The sequence below is a fragment of the Streptomyces sp. NPDC037273 genome (assembly GCF_055603625.1).
Genome location: NZ_JBVJVO010000008.1, coordinates 247,216 through 264,630 on the forward strand (window position 1 = coordinate 247,216; position 17,415 = coordinate 264,630).

Sequence of the window (17,415 nt, forward strand, 5' to 3'; positions counted from 1 at the left end):
TGCACGGACCGATGACGCAGCCACCCCCGCCCCCGCCGAACCAACCCCCGGACCCGCAGCCCGGCTTCGGCGCCCCGACCCCGGACCCGGGCTACGGCCACCCGCAACAGCCGCCGGCCGAGCCGGGTTACGGGTACCCCCAGCAGCCGCCCGCCGAGCCGGGTTACGGGTATCCCCAGGCGCCGCAGCAGCCCCCGGCGGACCCGGGTTACGGGTACCCCCAGGCGCCGCAGCAGCCCCCGGCCGACCCCGGTTACGGCTACCAGCAGCCCCAGCAGCCGTACGGCTACCCCGCGCAGCCCCAGCAGCCCCAGCAGGCTCCGCAGTACGGGGCCGGTTACCAGCAGCCGGGGCAGGCTCCGTACGGGTATCCGACGCAGCCGCTGGGGGCACCTCCCGGGCCGCAGGGCCCAGGGGGACAGGCGTACGGCGGCTACCAGCAGCCCGCGCCCGTTCCCTCCGCGCCGGGCGGCAAGAAGCTGTCGGCGCAGCTGCAGATCGTGATCGCGGCGGTCGTCGCGGTCGCGGTGATCATCGGCGTCGGCATCTGGTACGCCGGTTCCGGGGGTGACGGCAAGGAGGAGGCCAAGGGCTCGGGCGGCACCTCGCAGGGCACCGACGGCGGCTCCGGCGAGAGCAAGGGCATCGGCGGGGGCGGCAAGGAGAAGGCGCCCGCGAACCCGCAGGCGAAGACGGCCTTCCAGGTGCCCGAGCCGAAGGTCCCGGACGTCACGGACGTCTCGGGTTCCTGGCTCACGGACAATGCGTACGTGAAGACCGGCGTCAACTCGATCGTCGCGTACGACATCGACAAGGGCACGGTCCTGTGGACGCTGCCGCTGACCGGCCAGGTCTGCGGCGCCTCGCGGCACATGACGGCCGACCACAAGGTGCCGATCCTCTTCGAGGCCAGCAAGCGGGTCGCGCCGCGCTACTACCAGCTGTGCACCGAGGTCGGCATGGTCGACCTGAACACCGGCAAGCTGCTGTGGTCGACCTCGGTCACCGGCGGCACCGGCGGCGACCAGAAGGTCCGGTTCGGCGAGGTCACGCTCAGCGGGGCGACCGTCGCGGCCGGCGGCACCGACGGCGGCGCCGCCTTCGACGCGGCCAACGGCAACCCGCGCTGGAAGCCGCAGGCCAACAGCCAGAACTGCTACGACCTCGGGTACGGCGGCGGCGAGGGCCTCGTCGCGGTCCGCAAGTGCGGTCCGTACGACAGCCAGTACGTGATGATCCAGAACCTGAACCCGACCACGGGCGCCCCGCTGTCGCAGTACAAGATGCCGACCGGCGTGAAGTACGCGTCGGTCGTCTCCACCAAGCCGCTGGTCGTCGCGGCCGACGTCGGCGAGTCCGCCGGCGACGGCAGCGGCATCTCGGACTTCTTCTCCCTCGACGAGAAGACCGGCAAGCTGAAGGCGAAGATCACGGCGGACGCCGACCAGTACGGGGCCCGCTGCCGCTCGACGAAGGTCGAGTCCTGCTCGCAGGCGCTCGTCGGCAACGGCCGGCTGTACGTGCCGACCGAGGAGCACGAGGGCAGCACCGGCGAGTACGGCGACGAGACCAACGAGGTCATCGCCTTCGACCTGACCACCGGCCGCACGCTGCCGGAGAAGGCCGACGCGGGGGACAAGTACACCCTGGTCCCGCTGCGGATGGACGGCGGCAACCTCATCGCGTACAAGGAACCGCCCTACGACAAGGGCGGCCGGATCGTCTCGATCGACGGCGGCACCATGAAGGAGACGCCGCTCCTGGAGAACCCGGGGGACCGCGCGAGCCGCGATGTGGAGGGCGACTTCTCCGTGGACTACTCGGAGATCCTGTACCGCGACGGACGCCTGTTCATGTCCGCCATGATGATCTCCAAGCCGCGGGCGTCGGCCCCGGCGGACGAGAAGAACTATCTGGCGGTGTCGTACAGCACCCACTGAACGCGCTGACGTCGTACGGACGTTCGTGAGGCGGGTACAGCCCGGCGTGTCGGTTCACCCCGACGTGCCGGGCTGTTTGCATACCGCGCCGGGTGGCGAAGAATTCGGGGTCGAGCGGACCGGCCGGCGGACGGCGGGTCCGGAGGATGGGGGATGACCGGGATGGGCGTACGCCTCGTGGTGGTCGACGACCACCGCCTTCTCGCGGAGGCGCTCGCCTCGGCGCTGAAGCTGCGCGGGCACCGGGTGCTCGCGGCGGGCGCGCCGGTGGCGGCGGCCGCGGAGCTGGTGGCGGGCCGGGCGCCGGAGGTCTGTCTGCTCGGCACGGCCGCGCCGGCCGAGCCGGGCGCCTTCGACGTGGTCGTACGGATCAGGCGGGAGCGGCCGCAGACGGCGGTGGTGGTGCTGGGGCCGGTCCCGTCGCCGCGCGGCATCGCGGCGGCGTTCGCGGCCGGGGCCTCGGGGTACGTCCGGCACGACGAGCGGATCGAGGGGGTGGAGCGGGCGCTCGTGAAGGCCAGGGCGGGGGAGTCGGCGGTGGCGCCGGCGCTGCTCCAGGGGGCCTTCGCGGAGCTGCTCCATCCGTCGGCGCAGCCGGACGACGAGGCGCAGCGGCTGCTGCGGATGCTGACGCAGCGGGAGGTGGAGGTCCTGGTCCGGGTGGCGGAGGGGGAGGACACCCGGCTGATCGCGGCGGGGATGGGGATCGCGTCGAGTACGGCGCGGACGCATGTGCAGCGGGTCCTGATGAAGCTGGGGGTCGGTTCGCGCCTTGAGGCGGCGGCCCTCGCGGCGCGTACGGGGCTGTTGGACCGGGCGGTTCCTGGGCAGCGCGGCCCCTGCTGAGGTGGGTTTCGCCGGGTCCCGTGGTGCGGGGCCCGGCTTCGGCATTGACGCCGATGTTTGAATGTGATTCTTTGTGCGTGCTTCTGTTTGATCCTGCCCGGAGGCCACCCCCGTGAAGAAGACCGCCACCACGCTCGCCGACGGGCGCGAGCTGATCTACTACGACACGCGCGACGACGCGGTCCGCACCGCCGTCGACCCGCGCCCCCTCACCCCCGTCGTCTCCCGCTCCGAGATCCGGTACGACGAGCTGACCGGCGACCCCGTCGCCATCGCCTCGCACCGGCAGGCCCGCACCTACCACCCGCCCGCCGACGCCTGCCCGCTCTGCCCCGCCAGGGACGGCCGCGAGAGCGAGGTCCCGGAGGAGAGCTACGAGGTGGTGGTCTTCGAGAACCGCTTCCCCTCCCTCTCCGGCGGCGTCGGCCGCTGCGAGGTCGTCTGCTTCACCGACGACCACGCGCTCTCCTTCGCCGACCTCACCGAGGAGCGGGTCCGCCTCGTCATCGACGCCTGGGCCGACCGCACCGCCGCGCTCGCCGCGCTGCCCGGCGTCGAGCAGGTCTACTGCTTCGAGAACCGGGGCGCCGAGATCGGCGTCACCCTGCCCCACGCGCACGGCCAGATCTACGCCTTCCCGTACGTGTCCCCCCGGACGGCCGCCATGCGCCGCCGCGCCGACGAGCACCGGGCCGCCACCGGCCGGAACCTCTTCGACGACGTCGTCGCCCGCGAGCAGGCCGACGGCGAGCGGGTGGTCCTGGAGACCGAGCACTGGATCGCCTTCGTCCCGTACGCCGCCCACTGGCCGTACGAGGTGCACCTCCACCCCAAGCGCCGGGTACCCGACCTGCTCGCCCTCGACGAGGCCGAGCGCACAGAGTGCGCACAGGTCTACCTGGAACTCTTGAGGCGCTTCGACCGGATCTTCGGCCCGGACGAGCCGCCGACGCCCTACATCGCCGCCTGGCACCAGGCGCCGTTCACGGACGAGCGGCGCGAGGACTTCGGACTCCATCTGGAGCTTTTCAGCGTCCGACGGGCCTCTGGCAAGCTGAAGTTCCTCGCGGGCACCGAGTCCGGCATGGGCGCGTTCATGAACGACGTACGGCCGGAGGACGCGGCCCGACGACTCCGAGAGGTGGCGAGCGCATGACCACGACCGCGAAGAGGTACCTGGTGACCGGAGGGGCCGGCTACGTCGGCAGCGTCGTCGCCGCCCACCTCCTGGAGCGGGGCCACCGGGTCACCGTCCTCGACGACCTCTCCACCGGCTTCGCCGAAGGCGTCCCCGAGGGCGCCGAGTTCATCGAGGGCCGCGTCCAGGACGCGGCCAAGTGGCTCGACCCCTCCTACGACGGCGTGCTCCACTTCGCCGCCTTCTCGCAGGTCGGCGAGTCCGTCGCCAAGCCCGAGAAGTACTGGGAGAACAACGTCGGCGGCACCATGGCGCTCCTCGCGGCCATGCGCGAAGCGGGGGTGCGCCGGCTGGTCTTCTCCTCCACCGCGGCGACCTACGGCGAGCCGGCGACCGTGCCGATCACCGAGTCCGCCCCGACCTCGCCCACCAGCCCGTACGGCGCGAGCAAGCTGGCCGTCGACCACATGATCGGCGGCGAGTGCGCCGCCCACGGCCTGGCCGCCGTCTCGCTGCGCTACTTCAACGTCGCCGGGGCGTACGGCACGCAGGGCGAGCGCCACCACCCCGAGTCCCACCTCATCCCGCTCGTCCTCCAGGTCGCCCTGGGCGAGCGCGGGGCCATCTCGGTGTACGGCGAGGACTACCCGACCCCGGACGGCACCTGCGTCCGCGACTACATCCACGTCGCCGACCTCGCCGAGGCCCACCTCCTGGCGCTCGACGCCATGACCGCGGGCTCCGTGCCGGCCGGCGAGCACCTGGTCTGCAACCTCGGCAACGGCAACGGCTTCTCCGTCCGCGAGGTCGTCGAGACCGTCCGCGCGGTCACCGGACACCCCGTCCCCGAGATCACCGCGACCCGCAGGCCCGGCGACCCGGCCGTCCTCGTCGCCTCCGCCGAGGCCGCCCGCGAGCGGCTCGGCTGGACCCCCTCCCGCCCGGACCTGGCGGCCGTCGTCGCCGACGCCTGGGCCTTCGCCCGTACGCAGCGGGAAGGAGCACGCCCGTGAGCGTCGCCGCCGACTTCGAGGCGCTGTACGGCGCCGCGCCCGACGGGGTGTGGGCCGCCCCCGGGCGGGTCAACCTCATCGGTGAGTACACCGACTTCAACGACGGCTTCGTGCTGCCGCTCGCGCTGCCGCACACCACCGTCGCCGCCGTCTCCCGCCGCGACGACGGCGTCCTGCGGCTGCACTCCGCCGACGTCGACGGCGGCATCGTCCAGCTGGAGGTCGACGCCCTCGAACCGCTCTCCGGCGGCGGCTGGGCGGCCTATCCGGCCGGCGTGGTCTGGGCGCTGCGGGCGGCCGGGCACCCGGTCACCGGCGCGGACATCCACCTGACCTCGACCGTGCCGACCGGCGCCGGGCTCTCCTCGTCCGCCGCCCTCGAAGTCGTCACCGCGGTCGCCCTCGACGAGCTGTTCGAGCTCGGGCTCTCCCGGCCCGAGCTCGCCCGGATCGCCCAGCGCGCCGAGAACGCCTTCGTCGGCGTCCCCTGCGGCGTCATGGACCAGATGGCCTCCGCCTGCGCGGAGGAGGGCCACGCCCTCCATCTGGACACCCGCGACCTCTCGTACCGTCAGGTCCCCTTCGACCTGGCCGCCGAGGGGCTCGGGCTGCTCGTCGTCGACACCCGCGTCAAGCACGCGCTCGGAGACGGCGCGTACGCCGAGCGGCGCGCCGGGTGTGAAGCGGGTGCGCGGGCGCTCGGTGTGAAGGCCCTGCGTGACGTGAGCGCCGTGCAACTGCCCGAGTCCCTCGGACGCCTGGGCGACGAGACGATTCTGCGGTACGTCCGGCACGTCGTCTCGGACAACGCCCGGGTGGAGCGCGTGATCGCCCTGCTCGACGCCGGAGCCACCCGGGCCGTCGGGCCGGTCCTCACCGAGGGGCACGCCTCCCTCCGCGACGATCTGCGGGTCTCCTGCCCGGAACTCGACCTGGTGGTGGAGGCGGCCAACGCGGCGGGGGCGCTCGGCGCCCGGATGACCGGCGGCGGCTTCGGCGGCTCCGCCGTCGTCCTCGTCGAAGCCGACCGGGCCGACGAGGTCGCCGGCGCCGTCACCCAGGCCTTCGCCGACGCCGGTCACGCCGCCCCCGGGATCTTCCCGGCGGTGGCATCGGCGGGCGCCCGCCGGCTCTGAGCCGGCCCCCGCGCCCGTACGACTTCGCGCAGTTCCGCCAAACGGCCCCCACCGCGCCGCCCCGCCCCTACTCTGTTGGGCAGCGCCGGTGGGGGCCGGTGCTGTTCAGGGGTCGAGACCGTCGGGTACGGCGCCGGAAGCGGGGTAACAGTCAACGCACGGCGGCGGCCGGGCGAACGACGGACCCGCCTCCGGCGCCGTACCCCGCGCCGGTCCGTTCCTCGACACTTGGGGGTGTCCGTGGCACGTATCCGCGTCCTGGTGGTGGACGACCACCGCATCTTCGCCGAGTCGCTGGCCGCGGCCCTCGCGGCCGAGCCCGACGTCGACGTGGCCGCCGCCGGCAGCGGCCCGGCCGCGCTGCGCTGTCTGGACCGCGGGGTCGCCGAGGGGCGCAGGTTCGATGTGCTGCTCGTCGACGCCGAGCTGGGCGCGGGACCCGCCGCGGCGGCCCGTCCGGCCGCCGACGAGACCGAGCCGGCGGTCGACGGGATCGCCCTGGTGGCGGGCGTGCGCCGGGTCCAGCCCGCCGTCCGCACCGTCGTCCTGGCCGAGAAGGACGATCCGCGCCGGGCCGCGCTCGCCCTCCAGGCCGGGGCCTCCGGCTGGGTCGCCAAGGACTGTTCGCTCCAGCGGCTGCTCGCCGTGGTCCGCGGGGTGCTGCGGGACGAGACGCATCTGCCACCCGCGCTGCTCACCGGCGTCCTGCGGGAGCTGACTGCGGCCCGCAAGCACCGGACGGACAGCGAGCGTCTTGTGGAGTCGCTGACCCCGCGCGAGCGGGAGGTGCTGCGCTGCATGGTCGCGGGCCTGGGCCGCAAGGCGGTCGCCGAGCGGCTCTTCCTCTCCCCGCACACCGTCCGTACGCACATGCAGAACGTGCTGGGGAAGCTGGGAGTGCACTCGACCCTGGCGGCGGTGGCGCTGGCCCGGCGGGCGGGGGTGGGTCCGGCCGAGCCGGCGTCCGCGCTAACCGGGGATGTTGTCGAACGGGGCGGTCAGCCGGCGTAGCAGTCCGGCCAGTTCGCCGCGCTGGGCGCGGGAGAGCTGGGCGAGGATGGCGCGCTCCTGGGCGAGCAGTCCGGCGAGCGCCTCGTCGGCGCGGTCGCGGCCCTCGGGGGTGAGGCGGACCAGGACGCCGCGCCGGTCGCTGGGGTCGGGCAGCCGCTCGACCAGGCCCTTCTTGGTGAGCCTGTCGATGCGGTTGGTCATGGTGCCGGAGGTGACGAGGGTCTGGGTGAGGAGCTGGCCGGGGGAGAGCTGGTACGGGGCTCCGGCGCGGCGCAGCGAGGTGAGGACGTCGAACTCCCAGGGCTCCAGCTGGTGCTCGGAGAAGGCGAGCCGACGGGCGCGGTCGAGGTGCCGGGCGAGCCGCGAGACGCGGCTGAGCACCTCGAGCGGTTCCACGTCGAGGTCGGGGCGCTCGCGGCGCCATGCAGCGACCAGTCGGTCGACCTCGTCCTCCATGACGATCAGTGTAGAGGGTCTGTTGACATAAAGTCTCTTGGGTTCAAGTTTCTCGATCTCAAGTATCTTGGAGTCAAGATATATTTCCCTGGACTACGGGGAAGAGACCCGGCCGGAACTTCGTTCCGCTTCGGCAACACGTGCCAGCAAGGGGGCTTCGAACATGCATTCCGTGGAATCCGCCGCACCAACCTGGGATCCGCAGCAGTACCTCCGTCACTCCGGCCACCGCACCCGGCCCTTCCTCGACCTGCTCGCCCGAATACCGCACCTGCCGGCCCAGGACAGGCCCGCCCGCATCGCCGACCTCGGCTGCGGCCCCGGCAACGTGACGGCCCTCCTCGCCGACCGGTGGGCCGACGCGCACATCACCGGCTTCGACCTCTCGCCGGAGATGCTGGAGCGCGCCGAGAAGGACTGGGCGGGCACCACCCGCGGCGGCGGCTGGCTCGACTTCCGTCCGGCGGACGCCGCCCACTGGACGCCCACCGAGCCCTACGACCTGATCGTCTCCAACGCGGCCCTCCAGTGGGTGCCCAACCACCCCGAGTCCCTCGCCGGCTGGATCGACGGACTCCACCCGGGAGGCACCCTCGCCTTCCAGGTCCCCGGCAACTTCACCTCGCCCAGCCACGCCCTCCTCGGCGAGCTCTGCGAGACCCCCGAGTGGCGCGAGCGCCTCGGCGATCAGGGCCGCCGCTTCGTCCACATCCTCGACCCGGCCGACTACCTCACCCGGCTGACCGACCTCGGCTGCGAGACGGACGTCTGGGAGACCACGTACAGCCAGCTCCTGCACGGTGAGGACCCCGTCCTCGACTGGGTCAAGGGCACCGCCCTGCGGCCCGTCCTCACCACCCTCGGCGAGGACCGGGAGGCCGTCGACGCCTTCCTGGCCCAGTACCGGGCCCTGCTCCGCGAGGCCTACCCGCCCGGCCCGCACGGCACGGTCTTCCCCTTCCGGCGGATCTTCGCCGTCGCGCGCAAGCGGGGCTGACCGCACCGGGGCACGCCGAAGACGGGGGAGACGCGCGGGCGCCCCGCACCGGACATCCGGTGCGGGGCGCCCGCGTTCACGATCTACGCCGAGTGCAGGGCCTAGTACATGGCGTTGAACGTCTGGAAGCCCGTGCCGATGCGGACGCGCGGCTTGAAGGAGCCGTCGCCGACGCCCAGGTAGCGCCACAGCTCGCCCGCCCCGTTCACCGCGAGCAGGTCGGCCTTGCCGTCGCTGTTCAGGTCACCGGGGGCCACGATCCGGGCGTACGTCCAGCCGGTGCCGATCTGCTGCCGGGCCGCGAGCGGGGTGTTGGCGTTGCCGGTGCCGCGGTACAGGAACAGGTTGCCCTTGCCGTCACGGGCGATCACGTCCGGGCGGCCGTCGCCCGAGTAGTCGCCGGCGCCGAGGATCGCGTTGTAGCCCGCCCAGCCGGTGCCGACCTTGATCCGGGCGTGCAGGGCCGTGCCCTCGCCGTTGCCCCGGTAGAGGTACAGGTTGCCGGCGGCGTCCCGGCTCAGCAGGTCGCCCTTGCCGTCGCCGTTCAGGTCGCCGATGCCGGCGATCTTGTTGTAGACGTGCCAGCCGCTGCCGAGGATCGTCTCGTCCTCGCCGTACAGGTAGCCCTGGACCACGGCGAGGAGGTCGCCCTCGTTGTCCTGCCCGAGGGACGGGGCGAACGCCAGGGAGAGGCCGTTCCAGCCGTCGCCGCCCTCGTAGCGCTGGCCGAGGCCGCCGCTGTTGTTCGCGTAGTAGACGGACAGGACGCCCGCCTTGCTCCGCGCCAGGACCGCGTTCTTGCCGGAGGAGGCGATCGAACCCGAACCGCTGAACTGGTCGACCGCACGCGCCCCGCGGTCGTAGCTGACCTGCGCGCGCGGACCGAGACGGCCGTCGCCCAGACCCAGGTAGCGGTAGAGGGTGCCGTCCTGGTCGCGGGCGAGCAGGTCGGCCTTGCCGTCGCCGTTCTGGTCGTCGACGGGCACGATCTGGTTGTACGTGCCCCAGCCCGTCCCGACGGCCCTGGGGGCCTTGAACGGGGCGTTCGTGTCGCCGGAGCTGCCGTAGAAGAACAGCTGCCCGCCCAGCTTGCGGGCCAGGACGTCGCCCTTGCCGTCGCCGTCGTTGTCGCCGAGGCCCACGATCTGGTCGTACATGCCCCAGCCGCGGCCCACCTGCTTCGGCGCCCCGAACGGCGACGTCAGCGAACCGGTGCCCAGGTACAGGAACAGGTCGCCGTTGTGCTTGCGGGCCAGCAGGTCCGCCTTGCCGTTGCCGTCGACGTCACCGGGCGAGAAGACCTTGTTGTAGATCGTCCAGCCGTTGCCCGACCACTGGCGCCAGCCGGACGTCAGCGAGGCGTCGGAGAAGAGCTCAAGCTGCCCGTACTTCGAGACGGTCAGCACCTCGGGAGCGCCGTTGCCGTTCAGGTCGCCGAGCGGGACGATCTCGTTCTTGATGGAGACGGAGCCGTTGAGGCCCTGCCACGGGTCCGCCGGGGACGCGGCGGTGGACGGCACCGCGTACAGCCGGCCGTCCCACTCGCGGTTGAGCAGGTCCGTACGGCCGTCGCCGTCCAGGTCGAGCCGGGGCGCCAGGACCGCGTCGGCCTGGGCCGTACCGGCCTTCGCCGAGCCGGACGGCACCGACCAGTCGAGCTTCAGCGGCGCGTGGTCGCGCTGCGGCAGCTCGACGGCCGGACGCGGCGCGGAGTCGGCCACCGCCGGGGACGCGAGGAGCATGCCGGCGGACAGGGCGAGCGCGGTGCACGTCGTGAGACGACGGGCGCGCCCGGAGAAAGCGGAACGCAAAAGATCCCCCCCTGGGGAACGAGAACAGGGCCCAAGGCAGGGGTCCGCGACGCGTCCGTACGGCAGTCGGCACGTACGGAGGGCGGGCACCCCCCTCGGATGTGGACCGGAGTGTACTCCTGTTCGACTCTGGGGAAGCCACCGTATTTCCCCGAACTCGTCAGGTCCCCGCCCCGCCCGTCCCCGCCGTGCCCCGTCAGTTCTTGCGGTGCCCTATCAGCCGCGGCTTCTGCTCCAGACCGTCGAGCCCGTGCCACGCCAGGTTCACCAGATGCGCCGCGACCTCCGCCTTCTTCGGCTTGCGGACGTCCAGCCACCACTGCCCCGTCAGCGCCACACTGCCCACCAACGCCTGCGCGTACAGCGGCGCCAGCTTCGGGTCGAACCCCCGGGCCTTGAACTCCAGACCCAGGATGTCCTCCACCTGCGTGGCGATGTCGCTGATCAGCGACGCGAACGTGCCCGTCGACTGCGCCACCGGGGAGTCCCGTACGAGAATCCGGAACCCGTCCGTGTAGTTCTCGATGTAGTCGAGCAGCGCGAACGCCGCCTGCTCCAGGAGCTCCCGCGGATGCCCGGCCGTCAGCGCGCCCGTCACCCCGTCGAGGAGCTGACGCATCTCCCGGTCGACGACGACCGCGTACAGCCCCTCCTTGCCGCCGAAGTGCTCGTACACCACCGGCTTGGACACCCCGGCCTTCGCCGCGATCTCCTCCACCGACGTGCCCTCGAAACCCTTCTCGGCGAAGAGCGTGCGACCGATGTCGAGCAGCTGCTCCCGGCGCTGCGCGCCCGTCATCCGCACCCGGCGCCCCCGCCGGGGCTTCTGCTCTCCGCTACTGCTGCCGGTACCGCCGGTCCTGCCCTCGATCGCCACGTCTTCCATCATGCCGCGTCTGCGGACACGCTCTGGCGGCGGGCTTCGATGCGGGACTTCGCCGGCCAGCGCACGTCCGTCGCCCAGCCCAGCTGCTCGAACCAGCGGATCAGCCGCGCGCTCGAGTCGATCTGCCCGCGCAGCACCCCGTGCCGCGCCGACGTCGGGTCCGCGTGGTGCAGGTTGTGCCAGGACTCCCCGCAGGACAGCACCGCGAGCCACCACACGTTGCCCGAGCGGTCACGCGACTTGAACGGACGCTTGCCCACCGCGTGACAGATCGAGTTGATCGACCACGTCACGTGGTGCAGCAGCGACACCCGCACCAGGGAACCCCAGAAGAACGCCGTGAACGCGCCCCACCACGACCAGGTCACCAGACCGCCCACCAGCGGCGGGATCGCCAGCGACACCACCGTCCACAGCACGAACTGGCGCGAGATCGCCCGGATCGCCGGGTCCTTGATCAGATCGGGCGCGTACTTGTGCTGCGGCGTCCGCTCCTCGTCGAACATCCAGCCGATGTGCGCCCACCACAGGCCCTTCATCAGCGCCGGAACCGTCTCCCCGAACCGCCACGGCGAGTGCGGGTCACCCTCCATGTCCGAGAACTTGTGGTGCTTGCGGTGATCCGCCACCCAGCGCACCAGCGGACCCTCCACCGCGAGCGAGCCCATGATCGCCAGCGCGATCCGCAGCGGCCGCTTCGCCTTGAACGCGCCGTGCGTGAAGTACCGGTGGAAACCGATCGTGATGCCGTGGCAGCCGACGTAGTACATGACCACCATCAGGACCAGGTCCAGCCAGCTCACCCCCCAGCCCCACGCCAGCGGCACCGCCGCGAGCAGTGCCACGAACGGCACCGTGATGAACAGCAGCAGCGCGAACTGCTCCAGCGAACCCTTCCGGTCGCCGCCGAGCGTGGCGAAGGGCAGATCCGCGGTGCCGTCGGACGTCTCGGGCGCCGAGGTCACCTCGGGGCTCATGGTCATGGATGTCCCCAGGGGGTGAAAGGTGAGCGTGAGGGTGGGTGAAATGCAGGAAACTGAAGAAACCACGCGGAACCGCGCGAAAACGCCGCCGAGGCTACGCCTCCGTAACCTACGGCGTCGTAAGTATGGCAGCGCCGGGGCGCGCGGCAAGAGGGCACAACAGGGCCCTGCCCGCCGCCCAGCATGTGGACACCTATCCTGGGTGCGTCGGACAGCGCGGTCCGCAAGCCTCCAGAACCCCTCCAGACGTGCTGAAACACTGCAAGGAGCCGCACCTGTGAGCAGTGCCGACCAGACCCCCACCGCCAGCGCCGAGCTGCGCGCCGACATCCGCCGACTGGGCGACCTCCTCGGCGAGACGCTCGTCCGCCAGGAGGGCCACGAGCTCCTCGACCTCGTCGAGAAGGTCCGCCGCCTCACCCGCGAGGACGGCGAGGCCGCCGCCGAGCTGCTCCAGGGCGTCGAGCTGGAGACCGCCGCCCAGCTCGTGCGCGCCTTCTCCACTTACTTCCACCTGGCGAACGTCACCGAGCAGGTCCACCGCGGCCGCGAGATGCGCGAGAAGCGCGCCGCCGAGGGCGGCCTCCTCGCCCGCACCGCCGACATGCTCAAGGACGGCGACCCCGAGCACGTACGCGAGACCGTCAGGAACCTCAACGTGCGGCCCGTCTTCACCGCGCACCCCACCGAGGCCGCCCGCCGCTCCGTCCTCAACAAGCTCCGCCGCATCGCCGCGCTCCTGGAGACCCCGGTCATCGAGGCCGACCGGCGCCGCCACGACCTGCGGCTCGCCGAGAACATCGACCTCATCTGGCAGACCGACGAACTCCGGGTCGCCCGCCCCGAGCCCGCCGACGAGGCCCGCAACGCCATCTACTACCTCGACGAGCTGCACGCCGGCGCCGTCGGCGACGTCCTGGAGGACCTCGCCGCCGAGCTGGAGCGCGTCGGCGTCGAACTCCCCGCCGGCACCCGCCCGCTGACCTTCGGCACCTGGATCGGCGGCGACCGCGACGGCAACCCCAACGTCACCCCCCAGGTGACCTGGGACGTCCTGATCCTCCAGCACGAGCACGGCATCACCGACGCCCTCGAACTCGTCGACTACCTGCGCGGACTGCTCTCCAACTCCATCCGCTACGCCGGAGCCACCCAGGAACTCCTGGACTCCCTCCAGCGCGACCTGGAACTCCTCCCGGAGATCAGCCCCCGCTACAAGCGCCTCAACGCCGAGGAGCCCTACCGGCTCAAGGCCACCTGCATCCGGCAGAAGCTCGTCAACACCCGCGAGCGCCTCGCCACCGGCACCCCGCACACCGAGGGCCGCGACTACCTCGGCACCGCCGAACTCATCCGCGACCTCACCCTCATCCAGACCTCGCTGCGCGAGCACCGCGGCGGCCTCTTCGCCGACGGCCGGATGGACCGCACCATCCGCACCCTCTCCGCCTTCGGCCTCCAGCTCGCCACCATGGACGTCCGCGAGCACGCCGACGCCCACCACCACGCCCTCGGCCAGCTCTTCGACCGCCTCGGCGAGGAGTCCTGGCGGTACGCCGACATGCCCCGCGACTACCGGCGCAAGCTGCTCGCCAAGGAGCTCCGCTCGCGCCGCCCGCTCGCCCCCACCCCGGCGCCGCTCGACGCCGCAGGCGAGAAGACCCTCGGCGTCTTCCACACCATCAAGGAAGCCTTCGAGCGCTTCGGCCCCGAGGTCATCGAGTCGTACATCATCTCGATGTGCCAGGGCGCCGACGACGTCTTCGCCGCCACCGTCCTCGCCCGCGAGGCCGGCCTGATCGACCTGCACGCCGGCTGGGCCAAGATCGGCATCGTCCCGCTCCTGGAGACCACCGACGAGCTCAAGGCCGCCGACGTCATCCTCGACGGCATGCTCGCCGACCCCTCCTACCGCCGCCTCGTCTCGCTCCGCGGCGACGTCCAGGAGGTCATGCTCGGCTACTCGGACTCCTCCAAGTTCGGCGGCATCACCACCTCCCAGTGGGAGATCCACCGCGCCCAGCGCAGGCTCCGCGACGTCGCCCACCGCTACGGCGTGCGCCTGCGCCTCTTCCACGGCCGCGGCGGCACCGTCGGCCGCGGCGGCGGCCCCTCGCACGACGCGATCCTCGCCCAGCCCTGGGGCACCCTGGAGGGCGAGATCAAGGTGACCGAGCAGGGCGAGGTCATCTCCGACAAGTACCTGATCCCGTCCCTGGCGCGGGAGAACCTGGAACTGACGGTCGCCGCCACCCTCCAGGCCTCCGCGCTGCACACCGCGCCGCGCCAGTCCGACGACGCCCTCGCCCGCTGGGACGCGGCCATGGACACCGTCTCCGACGCCGCCCACACCGCGTACCGCAAGCTCGTCGAGGACCCGGACCTCCCGACGTACTTCCTCGCCTCGACCCCCGTCGACCAGCTCGCCGACCTCCACCTGGGCTCGCGGCCGTCCCGCCGCCCCGGCTCCGGCGTCTCCCTCGACGGACTGCGCGCCATCCCGTGGGTCTTCGGCTGGACCCAGTCCCGCCAGATCGTCCCCGGCTGGTTCGGCGTCGGCTCCGGCCTCAAGGCGCTGCGCGAGGCCGGCCTCGACGAGGTCCTCGGCGAGATGTACGAGCACTGGCACTTCTTCCGCAACTTCCTCGCCAACGTCGAGATGACGCTCGCGAAGACGGACCTGCGGATCGCCCGCCACTACGTCGACACCCTCGTCCCCGAGGAGCTCAAGCACGTCTTCGACGACATCGAGGCCGAGCACGCGCTCACCGTCGCCGAGGTCCTGAAGGTCACCGGCGGCGAGAAGCTCCTCGACTCCAACCCGGTCCTCCAGCAGACCTTCGCCATCCGCGACGCCTACCTGGACCCGATCTCCTACCTCCAGGTCGCCCTGCTGGCCCGTCAGCGGTCCGCCGCCGCGGCCGGCCAGGAACCGGACCCGCTGCTCGCGCGGGCCCTCCTCCTGACCGTCAACGGCGTCGCCGCGGGTCTGCGCAACACCGGCTGACCCGCACCCCGTTCATGACTGTGCCCCCGACCGGAGACCCGGCGGGGGCACAGACGTGTGGGGGCTGGGCGCCGTTACTGCTGCGCCTTGCGACGGCGGGTCACCAGGACCGCGCCGGCGGCCGCGAGGGCCAGGGCCGCGGCGGCCATGATGCCGACCGGAGCGCTCGAACCGGTCTCGGCGAGGTTGCCCTCGTCCTTCGTGTCCGAACCGCCCGCGGCCGAACCGCCGGTGTTCTCGCCCGTCGTGGCGCCACCGTTCGTGCCGGTGCCACCCGTCGCGGACGTCTCGCCCGTCGCCGCGCCGCCGGTCGCCGAGGTCTCACCGGTGGTGGTGCCACCCGTGGCGGTCGTCTCACCGGTCGTCGTGCCACCCGTGGCCGTGGTCTCGCCGGTGGCCGCGCCGCCGGTCGCCGAGGTCTCACCCGTGGCCGTGCCACCGGTGGTGGTCGTACCGCCGTTGGTGGAGCCGCCGTTGGTGGAGGTCTCCTCCTCGCAGTCGACCCAGAAGACCTTCTGCTTGGCCTTGCCGTTCTCGCCCTTGAAGTTCCACTCCAGCTTGTAGTGGCCGTCGGGGAGCTTGAGGTCCTCGGTACGGCCGTTGCCGGAAGCGTCCAGCGTCAGCGTGCCCGAGATGCCCTTGAGGTCGGCGGTCGGCGCGTGGCCGTCGATGACCCAGGAGATCTCCTGAGCGCTGTCGAACTTGAAGCCGTCGAGGTAGAACTCGCAGACGTGCGGCTCGTTGGCCTTGATCTCCTGGCCGGTCTTCGAGTCGTGGATCTTGACCGTGCCGTTGTCGCCCTTGGGGCCGGCGGAAGCGAAGGCCACCGGGGCCAGGGCGAGGGAGCCCGCCATCGCCGCGACAAGAGCGGCTGCGGGTATGAAGGAGCGTCGCATGTGCAGTCGTCCATCTGTGGAATGAGGGATGCCGTGGGAGGTGGCTGGGGCAGCCTATCCATCGCTTTAAGGCACGCTTAACCCAGAGGTCCATAACGATTGCGCCAGTAAAGCGGCGCAATCCGGTCAGAGGGCGAGGAAAGCCGCGACGAGCAGCGCCCCGCCGGCCGCCGCCACCGACCAGGCCGTCCGGGTCAGCCGCAGACCGCCCCCGATGAGCGGCGCCGCGAGCAGCAGCGCCCCGCCGAGCGGCAGCCACGCGTGCAGACCGCCGCCCCAGCCCGTGCGCACGCCCTCGTCCGTGCCGGGCTTCACCACGACCGGGATCGTCTCGCCCTTCTCCGCGGCGACCGAGCGCGTGATCGTCAGCGTCCGCCGCGTCGACGAGGGGTCCTCGGGGGCGTACGTACCGCTGCACGTCTCCTCCGTGCAGCCGGTCACCGTCAGCGTCCCGTGCTCACGGCCCTTCGCGAGCAGGACGTGCTGGGCGGAGTTCCACGAGGCCCACGCGCCCGCGACGACGAGGAGCAGGGCGACCAGGGCCATGGCGGCGTTACGGACGTGCGTCATGACCCGCGATCGTACAGTCGTACGTTCCGAACGCCGGGACCTATGAGTTGTACGCCGACTGGGCCCGCTCCAGACCCTCCGCCACCAGGCACTCCACCGCGTCCGCCGCACGGTCCACGAACCAGTCGAGTTCCTTGCGCTCCGTCGAGGAGAAGTCCTTCAGGACGAAGTCCGCGACCTGCATCCGGCCCGGCGGACGCCCGATCCCGCACCGCACCCGGTGGTACTCGGCGCCCATCGACTTCGTCATCGACTTCAGACCGTTGTGCCCGTTGTCGCCACCGCCCAGCTTCAGCCGCAGCGTCGCGTAGTCGATGTCCAGCTCGTCGTGGACGGCCACCACATGCGCCGTCGGCACCTTGTAGAAGTCCCGCAGCGCCGTCACCGGGCCGCCGGACAGGTTCATGTACGACATCGGCTTCGCCAGGACCACCCGGCGGCTCGCCGGCCCGGGAGGCCCCATCCGGCCCTCCACGACCTGCGCCTGGGCCTTCTGCGCCCGCTTGAACGAACCGCGCATCCGCTCGGCGAGCAGGTCCACCACCATGAAACCGATGTTGTGGCGGTTGGCCGCGTACTCGGGCCCCGGGTTGCCGAGGCCGACGATCAGCCAGGGGGCGTTGGCGTCGTCCGTCGTCATGTGCGTCAGGTCTCCTCGTATGCGCGTGAGAGAAAAGAGAAACGGGGCGACGGGCCGGTACGGCCCATCACCCCGTCACGTCAGA

The 17,415-nt window shown here is 72.0% G+C and carries 15 protein-coding genes; 8 read left to right on the top strand and 7 right to left on the bottom strand.

Translation table 11 applies throughout. The features are described 5' to 3' along the window. The first annotated feature begins 11 nt into the window (after positions 1-11). The 6 genes from ACZ7G1_RS22760 (at position 12) to ACZ7G1_RS22785 (ending at position 7,084) form a co-directional block, all read left to right on the top strand. Entirely contained in the window at positions 12-1,940 is a 1,929-nt protein-coding gene (locus ACZ7G1_RS22760) for an outer membrane protein assembly factor BamB family protein (RefSeq protein ID WP_470877457.1), read from the top strand. 162 nt (positions 1,941-2,102) lie between these two features. Beyond that, positions 2,103-2,786, top strand: a complete 684-nt coding sequence (locus ACZ7G1_RS22765) for a helix-turn-helix transcriptional regulator (protein ID WP_470877529.1) — start codon at positions 2,103-2,105, stop codon at positions 2,784-2,786. Between the two features lie 112 nt (positions 2,787-2,898). Further along, positions 2,899-3,942: a galactose-1-phosphate uridylyltransferase gene (gene galT, locus ACZ7G1_RS22770; RefSeq protein ID WP_470877456.1), complete on the top strand. Its 1,044-nt coding sequence runs from the start codon at positions 2,899-2,901 to the stop codon at positions 3,940-3,942. Beyond that, positions 3,939-4,937: a UDP-glucose 4-epimerase GalE gene (gene galE, locus ACZ7G1_RS22775; RefSeq protein WP_470877455.1), complete on the top strand. Its 999-nt coding sequence runs from the start codon at positions 3,939-3,941 to the stop codon at positions 4,935-4,937. Before galT ends, galE begins: the two co-directional genes overlap by 4 nt. Beyond that, positions 4,934-6,073 (top strand): galactokinase, encoded by a 1,140-nt coding sequence (gene galK / locus ACZ7G1_RS22780; protein ID WP_470877454.1) that lies wholly within the window; start codon positions 4,934-4,936, stop codon positions 6,071-6,073. Before galE ends, galK begins: the two co-directional genes overlap by 4 nt. Before the next feature lie 240 nt (positions 6,074-6,313). Then, positions 6,314-7,084, top strand: coding sequence for a LuxR C-terminal-related transcriptional regulator (locus tag ACZ7G1_RS22785; protein ID WP_470877453.1), 771 nt, complete (start codon positions 6,314-6,316; stop codon positions 7,082-7,084). On the opposite strand, the gene ACZ7G1_RS22790 is transcribed toward ACZ7G1_RS22785, so the two are convergent. Beyond that, on the bottom strand, positions 7,043-7,540 hold the full coding sequence (locus ACZ7G1_RS22790; protein ID WP_369144694.1) for a MarR family winged helix-turn-helix transcriptional regulator: 498 nt from the start codon (positions 7,538-7,540) through the stop codon (positions 7,043-7,045). The genes ACZ7G1_RS22785 and ACZ7G1_RS22790 overlap by 42 nt on opposite strands. Positions 7,541-7,703: 163 nt before the next feature. Here ACZ7G1_RS22790 and ACZ7G1_RS22795 point away from each other — a divergent pair, with 163 nt between their 5' ends. Beyond that, positions 7,704-8,537 carry a trans-aconitate 2-methyltransferase gene (locus ACZ7G1_RS22795; RefSeq protein WP_470877452.1) on the top strand — a complete coding sequence of 278 codons (834 nt, stop codon included), beginning with the start codon at positions 7,704-7,706 and terminating at the stop codon, positions 8,535-8,537. Positions 8,538-8,638: 101 nt separating this feature from the next. On the opposite strand, the gene ACZ7G1_RS22800 is transcribed toward ACZ7G1_RS22795, so the two are convergent. From ACZ7G1_RS22800 to ACZ7G1_RS22810, 3 genes are all read right to left on the bottom strand, one after another. Continuing rightward, entirely contained in the window at positions 8,639-10,348 is a 1,710-nt protein-coding gene (locus ACZ7G1_RS22800) for an FG-GAP repeat domain-containing protein (protein ID WP_470877451.1), read from the bottom strand. 196 nt (positions 10,349-10,544) lie between these two features. Beyond that, positions 10,545-11,237: a TetR/AcrR family transcriptional regulator gene (locus tag ACZ7G1_RS22805; protein ID WP_376490855.1), complete on the bottom strand. Its 693-nt coding sequence runs from the start codon at positions 11,235-11,237 to the stop codon at positions 10,545-10,547. Then, complete coding sequence (locus tag ACZ7G1_RS22810) at positions 11,234-12,217, bottom strand: acyl-CoA desaturase (RefSeq protein WP_470877450.1); 984 nt, start codon at positions 12,215-12,217, stop codon at positions 11,234-11,236. Before ACZ7G1_RS22810 ends, ACZ7G1_RS22805 begins: the two co-directional genes overlap by 4 nt. Positions 12,218-12,494: 277 nt before the next feature. Here ACZ7G1_RS22810 and ppc point away from each other — a divergent pair, with 277 nt between their 5' ends. Continuing rightward, a complete protein-coding gene (ppc, locus tag ACZ7G1_RS22815) occupies positions 12,495-15,224 on the top strand; it encodes a phosphoenolpyruvate carboxylase (protein ID WP_470877449.1) in 2,730 nt (909 codons plus the stop codon). A gap of 74 nt (positions 15,225-15,298) precedes the next feature. Here ppc and ACZ7G1_RS22820 read toward each other — a convergent pair whose 3' ends face one another. The 3 genes from ACZ7G1_RS22820 to pth form a co-directional block, all read right to left on the bottom strand. Next, complete coding sequence (locus ACZ7G1_RS22820) at positions 15,299-16,120, bottom strand: LPXTG cell wall anchor domain-containing protein (protein ID WP_470877448.1); 822 nt, start codon at positions 16,118-16,120, stop codon at positions 15,299-15,301. A 126-nt stretch (positions 16,121-16,246) separates the two neighbouring features. After that, complete coding sequence (locus ACZ7G1_RS22825; RefSeq protein WP_470877447.1) at positions 16,247-16,690, bottom strand: hypothetical protein; 444 nt, start codon at positions 16,688-16,690, stop codon at positions 16,247-16,249. Between the two features lie 40 nt (positions 16,691-16,730). Beyond that, entirely contained in the window at positions 16,731-17,330 is a 600-nt protein-coding gene (gene pth / locus ACZ7G1_RS22830) for an aminoacyl-tRNA hydrolase (protein ID WP_470877446.1), read from the bottom strand. Positions 17,331-17,415 lie beyond the last annotated feature (85 nt).

Excerpts from the sequence above, each read along its gene's own strand:
- ACZ7G1_RS22760 (WP_470877457.1), top strand. The coding sequence starts at position 12 with ATGACGCAGCCACCCCCGCCCCCGCCGAACCAACCCCCGGACCCGCAG.
- ACZ7G1_RS22765 (WP_470877529.1), top strand. The coding sequence starts at position 2,103 with ATGGGCGTACGCCTCGTGGTGGTCGACGACCACCGCCTTCTCGCGGAG.
- galE (WP_470877455.1), top strand. The coding sequence starts at position 3,939 with ATGACCACGACCGCGAAGAGGTACCTGGTGACCGGAGGGGCCGGCTAC.
- ACZ7G1_RS22790 (WP_369144694.1), bottom strand. The coding sequence starts at position 7,540 with ATGGAGGACGAGGTCGACCGACTGGTCGCTGCATGGCGCCGCGAGCGC.
- ACZ7G1_RS22795 (WP_470877452.1), top strand. The coding sequence starts at position 7,704 with ATGCATTCCGTGGAATCCGCCGCACCAACCTGGGATCCGCAGCAGTAC.
- ACZ7G1_RS22805 (WP_376490855.1), bottom strand. The coding sequence starts at position 11,237 with ATGATGGAAGACGTGGCGATCGAGGGCAGGACCGGCGGTACCGGCAGC.
- ACZ7G1_RS22810 (WP_470877450.1), bottom strand. The coding sequence starts at position 12,217 with ATGACCATGAGCCCCGAGGTGACCTCGGCGCCCGAGACGTCCGACGGC.
- ACZ7G1_RS22820 (WP_470877448.1), bottom strand. The coding sequence starts at position 16,120 with ATGCGACGCTCCTTCATACCCGCAGCCGCTCTTGTCGCGGCGATGGCG.
- ACZ7G1_RS22825 (WP_470877447.1), bottom strand. The coding sequence starts at position 16,690 with ATGACGCACGTCCGTAACGCCGCCATGGCCCTGGTCGCCCTGCTCCTC.
- pth (WP_470877446.1), bottom strand. The coding sequence starts at position 17,330 with ATGACGACGGACGACGCCAACGCCCCCTGGCTGATCGTCGGCCTCGGC.